Origin of the sequence: Mesorhizobium sp. M0140 (assembly GCF_040322475.1) — a bacterium.
Taxonomy (GTDB): Bacteria; Pseudomonadota; Alphaproteobacteria; order Rhizobiales; family Rhizobiaceae; genus Mesorhizobium.
On sequence record NZ_JAMYTM010000013.1, the window covers coordinates 22,027 to 37,260 of the forward strand.

Genomic DNA, 15,234 nt, shown 5'->3' on the forward strand with positions numbered 1-15,234 from the left:
ACAATGATGGGCGTCGTCTGGTCGCTTCTCGGCATCCTGTCCGGCGCCTTCATTGCCATTCAGGCGCCGATCAATTCGCAACTGGCGCGCGGCCTGGGCCTCCCGGTCGCGGCGGCTGCGTTTTCGTTCCTGTCGGGCGCGATCGTGCTCGGCATTATTTCCGTCACGGTGGTGAAGCTGCAGGGCATCTCGCTCGACTGGAAGGCGCCGGCGCCCTGGCTGTTCGTGGCCGGCGGCATGCTGGGCGGTTTCTATGTCACGCTGTCGACGATTCTCACGCCACGCATCGGTGCGGCCGCGCTGATGGCGTTTCTGGTCGCCGGCCAGTTGCTGGCCGGCATGCTCATCGACCGCATCGGCTTCCTCGGCGTCGCGGTGCGTGAAATCTCGCTCGGTCGCATCGCCGGCGCGGTGCTGCTGCTGGTCGGAGCGCTGCTCGTCCGGCTCTACTGATGCGCGTCGATCTCTTTGACTTCGACCTGCCGGAGGAGCGCATTGCGCTTCGCCCGGCAGAGCCGCGCGACAGCGCCAAGATGCTGGTGGTCAAATCAGGCGAAGGGCTCGACGACCGCAGGGTTGGCGACCTGCCCTCCTTGCTCAGGGCCGGCGACGTGCTGGTGTTCAACGACACCAAGGTCATTCCAGCGCAACTCAAAGGCATCCGGCGGCGGGGCGAGGCGACGGCGCAGGTCGAAGCCACACTGCACATGCGCATGGCGCCGGACCGCTGGCTGGCCTTCATGCGGCCGGGCAAGCGCATCGCAGCCGGCGACCGCATCCATTTCGGCCATGACGGCAATTCCTGTTTCCTCGGTCAGCTCGACGCCACTGTGATCGAGAAAGGCGAGGGCGGCGAGGCGCTGCTTGGCTTCGACCTGTCGGGCCCCTTCCTCGACGAAGCGCTGCACGCGGTCGGCCACATTCCGCTGCCGCCCTACATCGCCTCGAAGCGCGATGACGACGAACGCGACCGAGCCGATTACCAGACTATCTATGCAAGCGAGGAAGGCGCCGTCGCTGCCCCCACGGCGGGCCTGCATTTCACGCCGGAACTTTTTGCGGCGCTTGATGCCAAGGGCATCGAACGCCGCTTCGTCACCTTGCATGTCGGCGCCGGCACGTTCCTGCCGGTGAAGGCGGACGACACCGCCGACCACAAGATGCATGCCGAAACCGGTTCGGTTAGCGCAGAAACAGCCGACGCGCTCAATGCGGCCAAGGCAAGGGGCGGGCGCATCGTCGCTGTCGGCACGACCTCGCTGCGTCTGCTGGAGAGTGCGGCGCGTGAGGACGGTACTCTGGCTGCGTGGTCCGGTCCGACCGATATCTTCATCACGCCCGGCTACCGTTTTCGCACCGCCGACGTGCTGATGACCAATTTCCATCTGCCGCGCTCGACGCTGTTCATGCTGGTCTCGGCCTTCAGCGGCCTCGGCACGATGCGCGCGGCCTATGCGCATGCCATCGAGAGCCGCTACAGATTCTATTCCTATGGCGACGCAAGCCTGCTTTTCCGAGCGGAGACGAGCGATGGACGATGATCTGCAAGCCTTTGACCGTGATGCGCTGGTCGCGGAAGTGAAAAAACTGCGCGCGGGCATTCGCCAGCACCGCGATTCCACCATGCGCGGCATCCACTACCGCCAGTCGCTTGACAATCAGGCGCCGGACGCCCCGGTCCACGACAAGGAATTCAATGGCTAAGCCGTTCAGCTTCAAGGTTCTGGCAACCGACGGCAAGGCGCGACGCGGCGTGATCGACATGCCGCGCGGCGAAATCCGCACGCCGGCCTTCATGCCGGTCGGCACCGGCGGCACCGTCAAGGCGATGTATATGGACCAGGTGCGCGGTGTCGGCGCCGACATCATCCTGGGCAACACCTATCATCTGATGCTGCGGCCCGGCGCCGAGCGCGTCGCGCGGCTCGGTGGCCTGCACGAGTTCGCCCGCTGGCCGCATCCGATTCTGACCGACAGCGGTGGTTTCCAGGTGATGTCGCTGTCGAAGCTGAGAAAGCTGACCGAAAAGGGCGTCACCTTCCGTTCGCATATCGATGGCGCTGCCTACGAGATGTCGCCGGAGCGGTCGATCGAGATCCAGGGACTGCTTGATTCCGACATCCAGATGCAGCTCGACGAATGCACGGCGCTGCCGGCCGAGATGAAGGAGATCGAGCGCGCCATGGAGCTGTCGCTGCGTTGGGCCGAGCGCTGCAAGACGGCGTTCGGCGATCAGCCGGGCAAGGCGATGTTCGGCATCGTGCAAGGCGGCGACAACGCAGCGCTCAGGGTGCGTTCGGCGCAGGCGCTGAGCGCGATGGAGCTGAAGGGCTACGCGGTTGGCGGCCTGGCCGTCGGCGAGCCGCAAGCGGTGATGCTCGAGATGCTCGACATCACCTGCCCGGAACTGCCAGCGGACAAGCCGCGCTACCTCATGGGTGTCGGCACGCCGGACGATATTTTGAAATCGGTGGCGCGCGGCATCGACATGTTCGACTGCGTGATGCCGACGCGGGCCGGCCGGCACGGCCTTGCCTATACAAGGCGCGGCAAGGTCAATCTGCGCAATGCCCGCCATGCCGACGATCCGCGCCCTTTGGACGAGGAAAGCGATTGCCCGGCCGCCCGGGACTATTCGCGCGCCTATCTGCACCATCTGGTGCGCTCGCAGGAGGCGCTGGGCGCTATGCTGCTCACCTGGAACAATCTTTCCTACTATCAGAAGCTGATGCAGGACATCCGCGCTGCGATCGAGGCCGGCACCTTCGAGGCGCGCGGCGCAGAAATTACCGAGGGCTGGGCGAGGGGCGATATCCCGTTGCTGTGAAGCCTCAGGTGCTGAGCGAGTTCGAGGCACGCAGGCTGCAGCCGGTGATCTGGAACGTGCCGTCGGGCTGTTGCTGCAACGTGTAGACAGCCTCGTAGTCCTTGCCGTCCGGTCCGACGATCAGCACCTGCTGGACGATCGACCCCGGAGCCGTCTCCTCGACCTTGCCGAAGGAATAGGTCTGCGGCTTGCGCACCGGCGGGTAGCCGTTGGTCACCATGTTCATGAAGGCGTCGACGGTCGGGAAAATCCGCTTCACATTCGGGGCGGCGAAGCTGTAGGCGGTGGCGCCGTCATTGGCGATGAGGGCCTTCAACTGGCCATCAATGACGGACTGGCCTGCCTTGATCTCGGCATCGCCTGCCAATGCCGACGACACAAAGAGGAATGGAACGACTGCGATTGCGAAAAAGGCGCGGCGCATGGCCTGTCTCCGTTGTCCGGCGAATATCTTCCCTCGAAATGGCGCTGTCCGAAGGCGCATCATAACATACGCTTGGCAGCGCATCGTGGTTTCAGCGATCGCGAATAATCGCTGGCGATCGGCGGCAGGTTGCATGCTGGTGTAGCAGCTGCGGAAGGTCGCAGCCCAGGCCTGGGCCGGCTGGGTACGGATTCCAGCGCTTGAAAGCCCGCCTCCAGTCTGCCAGAAGGGCCGCTGGACTTGGACGTTTAGCGGGACGAAGCCATGAAGGCGTTTTTCGTGCAGATCAAATGCGAGCTCGGCAAATCCTATGAGGTTGCCAGCGCGCTTGCCGATGCCGAGATCGCCTCGGAAATCTACTCCACCGCCGGCAATTACGATCTGCTCGCCAAATTCTACGTCGACGACGAGGAAGACGTCGGCCATTTCGTCAACGAAAAGGTGCAGATTCTCCCCGGCATCAAGGACACGTTCACCGTCGTCACGTTCCGCGCTTTCTAGCTGGCAAACGCATTTGCCCGGGCACGAGGCAAAGGCTGACCAAGGTCATATTTCACCTGCCTCAATTTTAGGCAGGCGCAACATACTGATCGCCCGTATCTCCCAAATCACCGATTGCGCTTGATTTTCTCTGGCGACGCCAGTGAAATGGCGTCACAGGGGAGTATGCGATTGGCAGCGTTCGATGAAATGCTTCCGGAAGTCTCCGGATTGAGAAGACCGTATTCGGCTTATGATCGCTGGCTGAAGGAGCAGGACCCAGCCAGGTTGACCGAGAAGATGCAGGACGCCGAACGCGTCTTCCGCAAGACCGGTATCACCTTCGCCGTTTATGGCGAGCAGGAAGCCTCCGAGCGGCTGATCCCGTTCGACATCGTTCCCCGCATCATTTCAGGCAATGAATGGCGGCGCCTCACGCAGGGCATAGAGCAGCGCGTGCAGGCGCTGAACGCCTTCCTCGACGACATCTATCATCGCCAGGAAATCCTGCGCGCAGGGCGCGTCCCCAGGGAATTGATCGCCAGGAACGAGGCCTTCCTGCCGGAGATGATCGGGGTCAGGCCGCCGGCCGGCGTCTACACCCATATCATCGGCGTCGACATCGTCCGCATCTCGGAGGACGAATTCTACGTGCTGGAGGACAATGCGCGCACACCGTCGGGCGTCTCCTATATGCTGGAGAACCGCGAGACGATGATGCAGCTGTTCCCCGAGCTGTTCCAGAAGATCAAGGTGCGGCCGGTGGAAAACTACCCTCAGCTTCTGCGCCAGTCGCTGGCGGCGGTGCGGCCGCAAAGCACAAAGGGTGCGCCGACCATTGCGGTGCTGACGCCCGGCAGTTTCAACTCCGCCTATTTCGAACACGCCTTCCTCGCCGACCAGATGGGCGTGCAACTGGTCGAAGGCCAGGATCTGCGGGTCGTCGACGGGCATGTCGCGATGCGCACGACCGAAGGCTACAAGCAGATCGATGTGCTTTACCGCCGCGTCGATGATTCCTTCCTCGACCCGCTGACCTTCCGGCCGGACTCCGCACTTGGCATACCCGGCATCATGGATGTCTATCGGGCCGGCAACATCACCATCGCCAACGCGCCGGGCACCGGCATCGCCGACGACAAGGCGATCTATTCCTACATGCCCGAGATCATCGAATTCTACACCGGCCGCAAGGCGATCCTGGGCAACATCCCAACCTGGCGCTGCTCGGAGCCCGACAGTCTGAAATACGTGCTCGAACACATCGACGAACTGGTGATCAAGGAAGTGCACGGTTCCGGCGGCTACGGCATGCTGGTCGGGCCGGCAGCAACCAAGAAGGAATGCGAGACGTTTGCCAAGAAACTCCAGGCAAAACCTTCGAATTACATCGCCCAGCCGACGCTGGCGCTGTCGACATGCCCGATCCTGACGGAAAAGGGGTTGGCGCCGCGCCATGTCGATCTCAGGCCCTATGTGCTGGTCTCCGACCGCATCCAGATCGTGCCCGGCGGGTTGACCCGCGTCGCGCTGAAGGAAGGCTCGCTGGTCGTGAATTCCTCGCAAGGCGGCGGCACCAAGGACACATGGGTGCTGGATGATTGAAGTGAGCGAGTAGGCAGTAGGCAGTAGGCAGTAGTGGAAGCAGAGGGACAGGGAAATGCCATATTCCATTGAGATTCAAACTCTTACTATTCCCTATTGCCTATTCCCTGCTCACTAGCCCGAAGGGCCAATTCAATGCTTCTCGGCCGCACCGCCAACGGGCTCTATTGGATGAATCGCTATATCGAGCGGGCGGAAAACATGGCGCGCTTGGTCGATGCCGGTTTGCGCATGGCGCTGACTCGCACGCAGAGCGCCTCGGAAGAGTGGAATTCGGTGCTGCTCAGCGCTGGTTCCGATGTCACCTTCAGCCAGAAATATTCTGACTATACCGCTGCCAATGTCGCCGACTTCCTGTTGCGCGACACGTCGAACCCGTCGAGCACGATGGCGTCGATCGAGACGGCCCGCAACAATGCCCGCATGGTGCGTACCGCGCTGACGCGCGAAACCTGGGAAAGCATCAACGAAGCCTGGATGTCGCTGAAGCGGATGCTGGCCAGGCCGATCGACGAGCGCGACCTGCCCAGCGTGCTCGACGCCATCAAGCGCGAGACGGCGCTGATCCGCGGCTCATTCTACGGCACCATGCTGCGCAACGAGATCTTCGACTTCTCGCAGCTCGGCACTTATGTCGAGCGCGCGGACAACACGGCGCGCATCCTCGACGTGAAATATTATGTGCTGCTGCCGTCGATCTCCTGGGTCGGCTCGACGCTCGACAATTATCAGTGGGAATCGATCCTGCGTTCGGTCTCGGCGCATCGCTCCTATCGCTGGGTCTACGATGCCGATTACAAGCCGACCAACATTGCCGATTATCTGATCCTCAACGTTCGTATGCCGCGCTCGCTGATGTTCTGCTATCGCTTCCTGTCGGAGCATCTGAAATTCCTCGGCGACGATTACGGCGAACGCCATGCCTGCCACGCAACGGCCGAGAAGACGCAGACAATGCTGAGAGCCGGGTCGATCAAGGGCATATTCGACGCCGGCCTGCATGAATTCCTGGCCAATTTCATTCGCGACAACACCAAGCTGGGCGAAGAGATCGCACAAGATTATCGGTTCAATTGAGCATGGTCCCGAAAGGTGGAGCCGGTTTTCTCAGACAAATGGAAACCGTTTGTCCGGAGATCGTGCTCACAAACGGAATAGAAGCATGCGGCTGAAGATCACCCATCGGACCGAATACCGCTACGATGCGCCGGTGCACTATCTGTTGCAGCGGCTGCGGCTGCTTCCGGTCAGCGGATCGACGCAGACCATTCTGTCCTGGGCTCTGGCGATCGAAGGCGCGCGCGAAGAGGTCCGCTTCGTCGACCATTTCGGCAACGACACAAGGCTGTTGAGCGTCGAGGGCGAGCGCGACTTCATCACTGTGGAAGCATCAGGCGAAGTGGTGACGCGCGACACCGCGGGTGTCTCGGGACCACACCAGGGCTTTACGCCGCTCTGGCTGTACAGCCATGAGACACCATTGACGACGATCGGCAGCGGTGTTCGCGATCTCGCCGCGTCGGTCGGCAAGGGCAGCGACATTGAAAGGCTGCACCGGCTGATGGCCATCATCGGCGAACGCGTCGCCTACACGCCCGGCACCACCAACGCGACGACGCCGGCGGAGGAAGCCTTGGCGCTCAAGACCGGGGTCTGCCAGGATCATACCCATATCTTTGCCGCCGCCGCCCGCGCCATGGGCTTTCCAGCTCGCTATGTCAGCGGCTATCTGATGCTGGATGCCACGGTCGAGCAGGCGGCCAGCCATGCCTGGGCCGAAGCGCATGTCTCGGGTCTCGGCTGGGTTGCCTTTGATGCCGCCAATGGCATTTCACCCGACGAGCGTTATGTAAAGGTGGCAACGGGCCGCGATTACCGCGACGCCACGCCGGTGTCGGGAATTCGGCTGGGACAGGCGGAAGAACGGCTTGCGGTCACCGTCACGGTGGAGCAGTAATCCTCCGCACGATTGCTGCCGAGCGATTCATCGTTTCAAGGAACGCCGAACCGCTCTATCCCCTTGTTTTAACGCAATTCCGCACGGAAAACCGCTTCACACTTTTCCTGGAATTGCTCTAGAAGAGATTCCATGACCTATTGCGTTGGCCTGAAGATCGACCGCGGGCTCGTGTTCATGTCGGACACGCGCACCAATGCAGGCATGGATTCCATCTCCACCTTTCGCAAGATGCATGTCTGGGAAGAGCCGGGCGAGCGTGTCATCGTTTTGATGTCGGCGGGCAATCTGGCGACGACGCAGGCCGTGGTCAGCCTGCTCGACGAGCGCACCAAGGCGATCTCCGAAAGGCATTCTACGGTGCTCGAAACGCCGTCGATGTACCAAACGGTCCGCATTGTTGGCGACACGGTCAAGGAGGTCATCGCCAATTCGTCACCCGCTGGCGAAAAGGCGGATTCCTATTTCAATGCGTCCTTCATCCTCGGCGGTCAGATCAAGGGCAGCGAGCCGCGCCTGTTCATGATCTATCCCGAAGGCAATTTCATCGAATCGACCGATGACACGCCGTTTTTCCAGATCGGCGAGACCAAATACGGCAAGCCGATCATCATCCGCGCCTACGAAAGGACGATGAGCCTGGCCGAGACGGTGAAGCTGCTTTTGGTGTCGTTCGATTCGACGTTGAAGTCGAACCTGTCCGTCGGCTTGCCGCTCGACCTGCTCTTCCTGGAGAAGGACGCCTTCAAGGTCGGATTGAAGAAGCGGATCGGCCAGGATGACCAGTACTACCGCACGATCTCCGACGGCTGGTCGAATGCGCTGAAGACAGCCTTTGCCAGCCTGCCGGATTTCCCCGGCTGAGGCGTGCGGCATCCGTTGCTGGTTGCATATATTTCACGCGTTAATTAATAAGGAGGCCAGCCGCGATGGATGGTGGCGGTCGATCATGTCGGGAGGACAGGATGAACAACGATGATTTCCGGCAATGGTCGCGGCGCGCCGCCGACTGGGGCGCTGACTATCGCAACAATCTGCGCGACCGCCCCGTGCGGCCACTGGTAGAACCCGGCGCCATTTCTGGAAGCATTGAGGTTTCGCCGCCCGAAGACGCCGAACCGATGGACCGGATCTTCGCCGACTTCGAAGAGAAGATCCTGCCGGGAATGACGCATTGGCAGCATCCGCGTTTCTTCGCCTATTTCCCGGCCAATGCGGCGCCGGTCTCGGTGGTGGCGGAATATCTGGTTTCGGCGATGGCCGCGCAATGCATGCTCTGGCAAACGTCGCCGGCGGCGACCGAACTCGAAACGCGCACCGTCGACTGGATGCGCCAGGCGCTCGGCCTGCCCGAAGGGTTTTCCGGGGTGATCCAGGATTCAGCCTCGTCGGCGACACTGGCCGCGGTGCTGACCATGCGCGAGCGGGCGCTCGATTGGCAAGGCAACAAACAAGGCCTGGCAGGGCAGGCGCGGCTGCGCATCTATTCCTCCGATCAGGTGCACACGTCGATCGACCGGGCGATCTGGGTGTCCGGCATCGGCGAGGACAATCTCGTGCGCATTCCGGTCGGCGGCCGCTTTCGCGCCATGGACACGGCAGCACTCGAGGCGGCAATCGCCGCCGACCTGGAAGCCGGCATGCAGCCGGCCGGCATCATCGCTTGCGTAGGCGGCACCAGCACCGGCGGCACCGACGACATTGCAGCGGTTGTCGAGGTCGCACGGCGGCATGGGCTTTATCTTCACGTCGACGCCGCATGGGCGGGATCGGCGATGATCTGTCCGGAGTATCGGCATTTCTGGACAGGCGTCGAAGGCGCCGATTCGATCGTCTTCAATCCGCACAAATGGCTGGGCGCGCAGTTCGACTGCTCGATCCAGTTCCTGCGCGATCCCGAGAGCCATGTCAGGACGCTGGCCATCAAGCCGGATTATCTGAAGACGCACGGTCATGACGGCATCATCAACTATTCCGAATGGTCGGTGCCGCTTGGCCGGCGCTTCCGCGCGCTGAAATTGTGGTTCCTGCTGCGCGCCCATGGCCTGGAAAATCTGCGCACGATGATCCGCAATCATGTCGGGTGGAGCGAAGGGTTGGCGGCGCGGCTGGCAAGGGAGCCGGATTTCGAGATCGTCAGCGAACCGATGCTGTCGTTGTTCTCGTTCCGACACAAGACCGCAACCGATGCGGACGAGCACAATCTGCGCCTGGTCAATGCGATCAATGACGATGGCCGTATTTACCTGACGCAGACGAGGGTCGACGACAGGATCGCAATCCGGTTCCAGGTCGGACAGTTCGAGGCGACCGCCGCCGATGTCGATGCGGCTTTTGTCGTCATTACTGAAGTAGCACGTGGCCTGGATCGCTGATTTCGTTAGCCGGCTTATGCCTTTCCATCGATTTCGTTTTCGACTATAGACAAGAAAAACGAAAACGGGAGGTTGCCCCATGTATCTGTCGCCACGCCATGCCGAGATTATCCAGATGGCCAAGGATCATGGCCGCGTGCTGGTAGATGATCTGGCCACCCACTTCAATGTGACGCCGCAGACCATACGCAAGGACCTCAACGATTTGTGCGACCAGCGGCTGCTCTCGCGCATCCATGGTGGCGCGCTGTATCCCTCCGGCATCGAGAACATGGAGTATGAGGCGAGACGCAAGATCGCCGCCGACGAAAAGGAGGCGATCGGCCGTGCGGCCGCCAGACTGATTCCCGACAATGCCTCGCTGTTCATCAACATCGGCACCACGACAGAGTCGGTCAGCAAGGCGTTGCTCGATCACAACGGTCTCATGGTCATCACCAATAACATCAATGTTGCCAATAGGATGCGGATATATCCCTCGATCGAGGTGGTGATCGCCGGCGGGGTTGTGCGCGGTTCTGATGGCGGTGTGGTCGGCGAAGCGGCGGTCGACTTCATCAGGCAGTTCAAGGTCGACTACGCGGTGATCGGTGCATCCGCCATCGACCATGACGGCGCCTTGCTCGATTTCGATTTTCGCGAGGTCAAGGTGGCGCAGGCGATCATCGCCAATGCAAGGCATGTCATCCTAGTTTCCGACCAGACCAAATTCGAGCGAACCGCACCGGTGCGCATCGGCCATCTGTCGCAGGTCAACACCTTCATCACCGATCGTTGCGACATCCCGTCAGTGCGCAAGATCTGCCAGGAGGCCGAGGTTCAGCTGATCGAGACGTCGCTCGCCTAGGCGGTTTTCACCCGATATCACGCGCTCGTGATATTTCGTTTGACATTCGTTATCATTTCGAAATAATTCCGACACGGTTTCGTAAAAGCCCAAAAATGGTGCAATGCGAAATCGTTGGAGGAATTGTGGACGCATCTCCGATCCGTGACATTTTCGTCATAGGTGGCGGCATCAATGGCTGCGGCATTGCCCGTGATGCCGTCGGTCGTGGCTTTTCCGTGTTTCTCGCCGAGATGAACGACCTCGCCAGCGGAACCTCCTCGGGTTCGACCAAATTGATCCATGGCGGCCTGCGCTACCTCGAATTCTACGAATTCCGCCTGGTGCGCGAGGCGCTGATGGAGCGCGAGGTTTTGTGGAAGAACGCGCCGCACATCATCTGGCCAATGCGCTTCGTGCTGCCCTATGCCAAGGGCCTGCGCCCGGCCTGGCTGATCAGGCTCGGTCTCTTCCTCTACGACCACATTGGCGGGCGCAAATTGCTGCCCGCGACCCGGACGCTGGACATGGCCAGGGATCCGGCCGGTAAGCCTTTGAAGCCGCTGTTCAAGAAGGCCTTCGAATATTCTGATGGCTGGGTCAATGACGCGCGGCTGGTGGCGCTGAACGCACGTGATGCCGCCGACCGCGGCGCCACGGTTCGCACCCGCACGAAAGTGACCGGCGCGCGCCGCGAAAACGGCCTGTGGGCAATCCAGATCGAGGATCTGCAGACCGGCGAGACCGAGGAGATCAAGGCGCGACTGCTGGTCAATGCCGCCGGCCCCTGGGTCGATCATGTGCTGTCCGGCGTCGTCGGGCTCAACGATGTGCACAATGTTCGTCTCGTGCAGGGCAGCCACATTGTCATCGCCAGGAAGTTCGACGATCCACGCGCGTATTTCTTCCAGAACAAGGATGGCCGCATCATCTTCGCCATTCCCTATGAGGAAGAGTTCACCCTGATCGGCACCACCGACCAGGATTATCCCGGCGATCCGCATGACGTGAAGATCAGCGACACCGAGATCGATTATCTCTGCGCCGCGGCAAGCGAATATTTCGCCCAACCCGTCAAGCGCTCGGACATCGTTTGGACCTATTCGGCCGTCCGTCCGCTCTATGATGACGGCGCCTCCAAGGCGCAGGAAGCGACGCGCGACTATGTGCTCAAGGCCGATGGCGGCGAGGGTGCCGCCCCGATCGTCAACGCCTTCGGCGGCAAGATCACCACCTATCGCCGGCTGTCGGAATCGATGCTGGAAAAGATCGAGGGTTTTCTCGGCAAGCGCGGCAAGCCGTGGACGGCAAACGCGCCACTGCCGGGCGGCGATTTCCCGGCCACCGGTTTCGATGCCGAAGTGGCGAAATTGAAAACCGCTTATCCATTCCTCGACGCGCGCCTGGCTCGCCGGTTGACCCGGCTCTATGGAACCCGCGCGAGGATGCTGTTGGGGCTGGCCAAATCGAACGTCGATCTCGGCCGCAACTTCGGCGCCGATCTCTATGAGGCCGAGGTGCGCTATCTCGTTCAAAACGAATGGGCCGTGACATCAGAAGATGTATTGTGGCGCCGGACCAAGCGCGGTCTGCATCTCAGCCGCGAGCAGGTGGCGGCGCTCGATGAATTCATGCGCGGCATAAGCCGGCGCCATGTCGCGGCTGCCGAATGAAGAGGGGTTTGAGCTGATGCGGAAGGCCTGGGAGGAGGCGTCATGCTGGAACTGAGAAACGTCACCAAGACGGTCGGTGCGGTCGAGCATATAAGCGACGTGTCGCTGACGCTCCAGCACGGCTCGCTCAACGTCCTGCTCGGACCGACGCTTTCGGGCAAGACCAGCTTGATGCGGCTGATGGCCGGCCTCGATGTGCCAACCTCCGGTTCGATCTGGTTCGACGGTCAGAATGTCACCGGCGTGCCGGTGCAGAAGCGCAAGATCGCCATGGTCTACCAGCAGTTCATCAACTATCCGGCGATGACCGTCTATGAGAACATCGCTTCGCCGCTGCGGGTAGCTGGCATCGAGCAGGCCAGGATCGACAGCCAGGTACGTGAAGCCGCCGCACTTCTCAAGCTGACACCCTATCTCGACCGCACGCCGCTCAGCCTGTCCGGCGGCCAGCAGCAGCGCACCGCACTGGCGCGCGCCATCGTCAAGAACGCCAGCCTGGTCCTGCTCGATGAACCGCTCGCCAATCTCGACTACAAATTGCGCGAGGAACTGCGCGCCGAATTGCCCAGGATATTCGCCGCCGCCGGCACCATCTTCGTCTACGCCACCACCGAGCCGCACGAGGCCCTGCTGCTTGGCGGCAACACGGCGACGCTTTCGCAAGGCAAGATCACCCAGTTCGGACCGACCATCGAGGTGTTCCGCAAGCCGGTAGATCTGGTGACAGCCAGGACGTTTTCCGATCCGCCGCTTAACACCATCGTGCTCGCCAAGAAGGGTCGGGATTTCCTGCTCGAGGGCGGCGTGAACCTACCGGTGCCGGCCGAACTCTCCGGCATTGCCGACGCCATCTATACGATCGGTTTTCAGCCGCACCACTTGTCGCTCGAGCGGCCCAATGCGGCGGCGGTGCCGGTGCGTGCCAAGGTGACGATCACCGAGATCACCGGATCGGAGAGCTTCATCCATCTCGATTTCGCCGATGCGCGCTGGGTCATGCTGACCCATGGTATCAGGCATTTCGAGCCAGACGAGGTGGTCGAGGTGTTCATCGATCCGCGCCACATCATGGTTTTCGACGAGCACGGCAGCGCCGTGACTGCGTCGAAGCTGGCGGCTTGAGGGCAAAGAGATGGCACGCATCGACGTCAACCATGTCCGACATTCCTACCTGCCGAACCCGCAGAAGGATGCCGATTTCGCGCTGCGGGAAGTGCATCATGTCTTCGAGGACGGCGGCGCCTATGCGCTGCTCGGGCCCTCCGGTTGCGGCAAGACCACGCTGCTCAACATCATTTCGGGATTGTTGCACCCCTCGCACGGCCAGTTGCTGTTCAACGGCAAGGACGTGACCAATTTATCGACGCAGGAGCGCAACATCGCGCAGGTGTTCCAGTTCCCGGTCATTTACGACACCATGACCGTCTACGATAATCTGGCCTTCCCGCTGCGCAACCGCGGCGTGCCGGAAGCCGATGTCGACCGCAAGGTTCGCGAGACGTTGGAGATGATCGATCTGGCGTCCTGGGCGAAGAAGAAGGCGAGGGGCCTGACCGCCGACCAGAAGCAGAAGATCTCGCTCGGCCGCGGGCTGGTGCGCTCCGACGTCAACGCCATCCTGTTCGACGAGCCGCTGACCGTCATCGATCCGCACATGAAGTGGGTGCTGCGCTCGCAGCTGAAGCAGTTGCACCGCCGCTTTGGCTACACCATGGTCTATGTGACCCACGACCAGACCGAGGCGCTGACCTTCGCCGAGCAGGTCGTGGTCATGTATGATGGCGGCATCGTGCAGATCGGCACACCGGCCGAATTGTTCGAACGGCCACGCCATACCTTTGTCGGTTATTTTATCGGCTCGCCGGGCATGAACGTCATGCCGGTGGCAATCGACGGCAAGACGGCGACACTCGGCTCGCAGCGCATCGAACTGCCGGGCGCGCCAAAGGCAGGCAGCGGCGCCGTCGAGCTCGGCATCCGTCCCGAATATGTCCGGCTCGGCCGCGAAGGCATGGCCGTGCAGGTCAGCAAGGTCGAGGATCTCGGCCGCCACAAGGTGGTGCGCGCCAAGCTCGAAGGCCGCGATATTTCTGCCGTGATCGGTGAGGACGAGACCCTGCCCGCCGATCCGAAGGTGCGGTTCGACCCGGCCGGCATCAACATCTATGCCGATTCCTGGCGTGTCGAGATGGAGGCCTAGATGGAGAAGACCTGGAACAACAAGGCCTGGTTCATGGTGCTGCCGGTCCTCCTGCTGGTGGCGTTCTCGGCGGTGATCCCGCTGATGACGGTGGTCAACTATTCGGTGCAGGACACGTTCGGAAACAACGTCTTCTTCTGGAACGGCTCGGACTGGTACACCGAAATTCTGGAGTCGGAACGCTTCTGGCTGTCGATGGTCCGCAACCTGATCTTTTCCGCAACCATCCTCGCCATCGAGATTCCGCTCGGCATCTTCATCGCTCTCAACATGCCAAAGAAAGGCTGGGGCGTGCCGGTCTGCCTGGTGCTGATGGCTCTGCCGCTGCTGATCCCGTGGAACGTCGTCGGCACGATTTGGCAGGTATTCGGCCGCATCGACATTGGCCTGCTCGGCTACACGCTGTCGGCGCTCGGCTTCGACTACAACTACGTCAACGATCCGACTGATGCCTGGGTGACGGTCATCCTGATGGACGTATGGCACTGGACAAGCCTCGTCGTTCTGCTCTGCTACGCCGGACTGGTCTCGATCCCCGATGCTTTCTACCAGGCGGCCAAGATCGACGGCGCCTCACGCTGGGCAGTGTTCCGCTACATCCAGCTGCCGAAGATGAACCGCGTGCTTCTGATTGCAGTGCTGCTGCGCTTCATGGACTCGTTCATGATCTACACCGAGCCGTTCGTCGTCACGGGCGGAGGCCCTGGCAATTCGACGACGTTCCTGTCGATAGACCTGGTCAAGATTGCGATCGGTCAGTTCGATCTCGGGCCGGCGGCCGCCATGTCGATCATCTACTTCCTGATCATCCTTTTGCTGTCTTGGGTGTTCTACACCGTCATGACCAATGTCGATGCGGAGCGCTGA

General features: G+C 61.4%; 16 protein-coding genes. 15 read left to right on the top strand and 1 reads right to left on the bottom strand.

What is annotated here, in order from left to right; genetic code table 11:
* Nucleotides 1–3: 3 nt before the first annotated feature.
* From NKJ37_RS15150 to tgt, 4 genes are read left to right on the top strand one after another with little or no spacing between them, the layout of a single operon-like run.
* Nucleotides 4–453: a DMT family transporter gene (locus NKJ37_RS15150; RefSeq protein ID WP_352442598.1), complete on the top strand. Its 450-nt coding sequence runs from the start codon at nucleotides 4–6 to the stop codon at nucleotides 451–453.
* The gene (gene queA / locus NKJ37_RS15155) at nucleotides 453–1,541 is read left to right on the top strand and encodes a tRNA preQ1(34) S-adenosylmethionine ribosyltransferase-isomerase QueA (protein WP_352774222.1); all 1,089 of its coding nucleotides are present in this window, start codon (nucleotides 453–455) and stop codon (nucleotides 1,539–1,541) included. Before NKJ37_RS15150 ends, queA begins: the two co-directional genes overlap by 1 nt.
* The gene (locus NKJ37_RS15160; protein WP_023812988.1) at nucleotides 1,531–1,704 is read left to right on the top strand and encodes a hypothetical protein; all 174 of its coding nucleotides are present in this window, start codon (nucleotides 1,531–1,533) and stop codon (nucleotides 1,702–1,704) included. The genes queA and NKJ37_RS15160 overlap by 11 nt, the downstream gene beginning before the upstream one ends.
* Nucleotides 1,697–2,827, top strand: a complete 1,131-nt coding sequence (gene tgt, locus NKJ37_RS15165) for a tRNA guanosine(34) transglycosylase Tgt (protein WP_352774224.1) — start codon at nucleotides 1,697–1,699, stop codon at nucleotides 2,825–2,827. Before NKJ37_RS15160 ends, tgt begins: the two co-directional genes overlap by 8 nt.
* A 4-nt stretch (nucleotides 2,828–2,831) precedes the next feature.
* Here tgt and NKJ37_RS15170 read toward each other — a convergent pair whose 3' ends face one another.
* Complete coding sequence (locus NKJ37_RS15170) at nucleotides 2,832–3,251, bottom strand: DUF4864 domain-containing protein (RefSeq protein ID WP_352774226.1); 420 nt, start codon at nucleotides 3,249–3,251, stop codon at nucleotides 2,832–2,834.
* Between the two features lie 264 nt (nucleotides 3,252–3,515).
* Between NKJ37_RS15170 and NKJ37_RS15175 the strand changes: the two genes are divergently transcribed.
* From NKJ37_RS15175 to NKJ37_RS15225, 11 genes are all read left to right on the top strand, one after another.
* Nucleotides 3,516–3,752, top strand: coding sequence for an Lrp/AsnC family transcriptional regulator (locus NKJ37_RS15175; RefSeq protein WP_010909609.1), 237 nt, complete (start codon nucleotides 3,516–3,518; stop codon nucleotides 3,750–3,752).
* 171 nt (nucleotides 3,753–3,923) lie between these two features.
* Nucleotides 3,924–5,336, top strand: coding sequence for a circularly permuted type 2 ATP-grasp protein (locus NKJ37_RS15180; RefSeq protein ID WP_023812984.1), 1,413 nt, complete (start codon nucleotides 3,924–3,926; stop codon nucleotides 5,334–5,336).
* A gap of 135 nt (nucleotides 5,337–5,471) precedes the next feature.
* Nucleotides 5,472–6,413: an alpha-E domain-containing protein gene (locus NKJ37_RS15185; RefSeq protein WP_127411294.1), complete on the top strand. Its 942-nt coding sequence runs from the start codon at nucleotides 5,472–5,474 to the stop codon at nucleotides 6,411–6,413.
* Nucleotides 6,414–6,498: 85 nt separating this feature from the next.
* Complete coding sequence (locus NKJ37_RS15190) at nucleotides 6,499–7,293, top strand: transglutaminase family protein (RefSeq protein ID WP_352774228.1); 795 nt, start codon at nucleotides 6,499–6,501, stop codon at nucleotides 7,291–7,293.
* Between the two features lie 132 nt (nucleotides 7,294–7,425).
* On the top strand, nucleotides 7,426–8,157 hold the full coding sequence (locus NKJ37_RS15195; protein WP_023812981.1) for a proteasome-type protease: 732 nt from the start codon (nucleotides 7,426–7,428) through the stop codon (nucleotides 8,155–8,157).
* Nucleotides 8,158–8,258: 101 nt separating this feature from the next.
* Nucleotides 8,259–9,668: a pyridoxal phosphate-dependent decarboxylase family protein gene (locus NKJ37_RS15200; protein ID WP_352612938.1), complete on the top strand. Its 1,410-nt coding sequence runs from the start codon at nucleotides 8,259–8,261 to the stop codon at nucleotides 9,666–9,668.
* A 79-nt stretch (nucleotides 9,669–9,747) separates the two neighbouring features.
* Nucleotides 9,748–10,515 carry a DeoR/GlpR family DNA-binding transcription regulator gene (locus NKJ37_RS15205; protein ID WP_127258922.1) on the top strand — a complete coding sequence of 256 codons (768 nt, stop codon included), beginning with the start codon at nucleotides 9,748–9,750 and terminating at the stop codon, nucleotides 10,513–10,515.
* Nucleotides 10,516–10,640: 125 nt separating this feature from the next.
* Nucleotides 10,641–12,167 (top strand): glycerol-3-phosphate dehydrogenase, encoded by a 1,527-nt coding sequence (gene glpD, locus NKJ37_RS15210; RefSeq protein ID WP_023812978.1) that lies wholly within the window; start codon nucleotides 10,641–10,643, stop codon nucleotides 12,165–12,167.
* 42 nt (nucleotides 12,168–12,209) lie between these two features.
* The gene (locus NKJ37_RS15215) at nucleotides 12,210–13,289 is read left to right on the top strand and encodes an ABC transporter ATP-binding protein (protein WP_352442604.1); all 1,080 of its coding nucleotides are present in this window, start codon (nucleotides 12,210–12,212) and stop codon (nucleotides 13,287–13,289) included.
* 10 nt (nucleotides 13,290–13,299) lie between these two features.
* Nucleotides 13,300–14,367 carry an ABC transporter ATP-binding protein gene (locus NKJ37_RS15220; RefSeq protein WP_023812976.1) on the top strand — a complete coding sequence of 356 codons (1,068 nt, stop codon included), beginning with the start codon at nucleotides 13,300–13,302 and terminating at the stop codon, nucleotides 14,365–14,367.
* The gene (locus NKJ37_RS15225; RefSeq protein WP_023812975.1) at nucleotides 14,368–15,234 is read left to right on the top strand and encodes a carbohydrate ABC transporter permease; all 867 of its coding nucleotides are present in this window, start codon (nucleotides 14,368–14,370) and stop codon (nucleotides 15,232–15,234) included.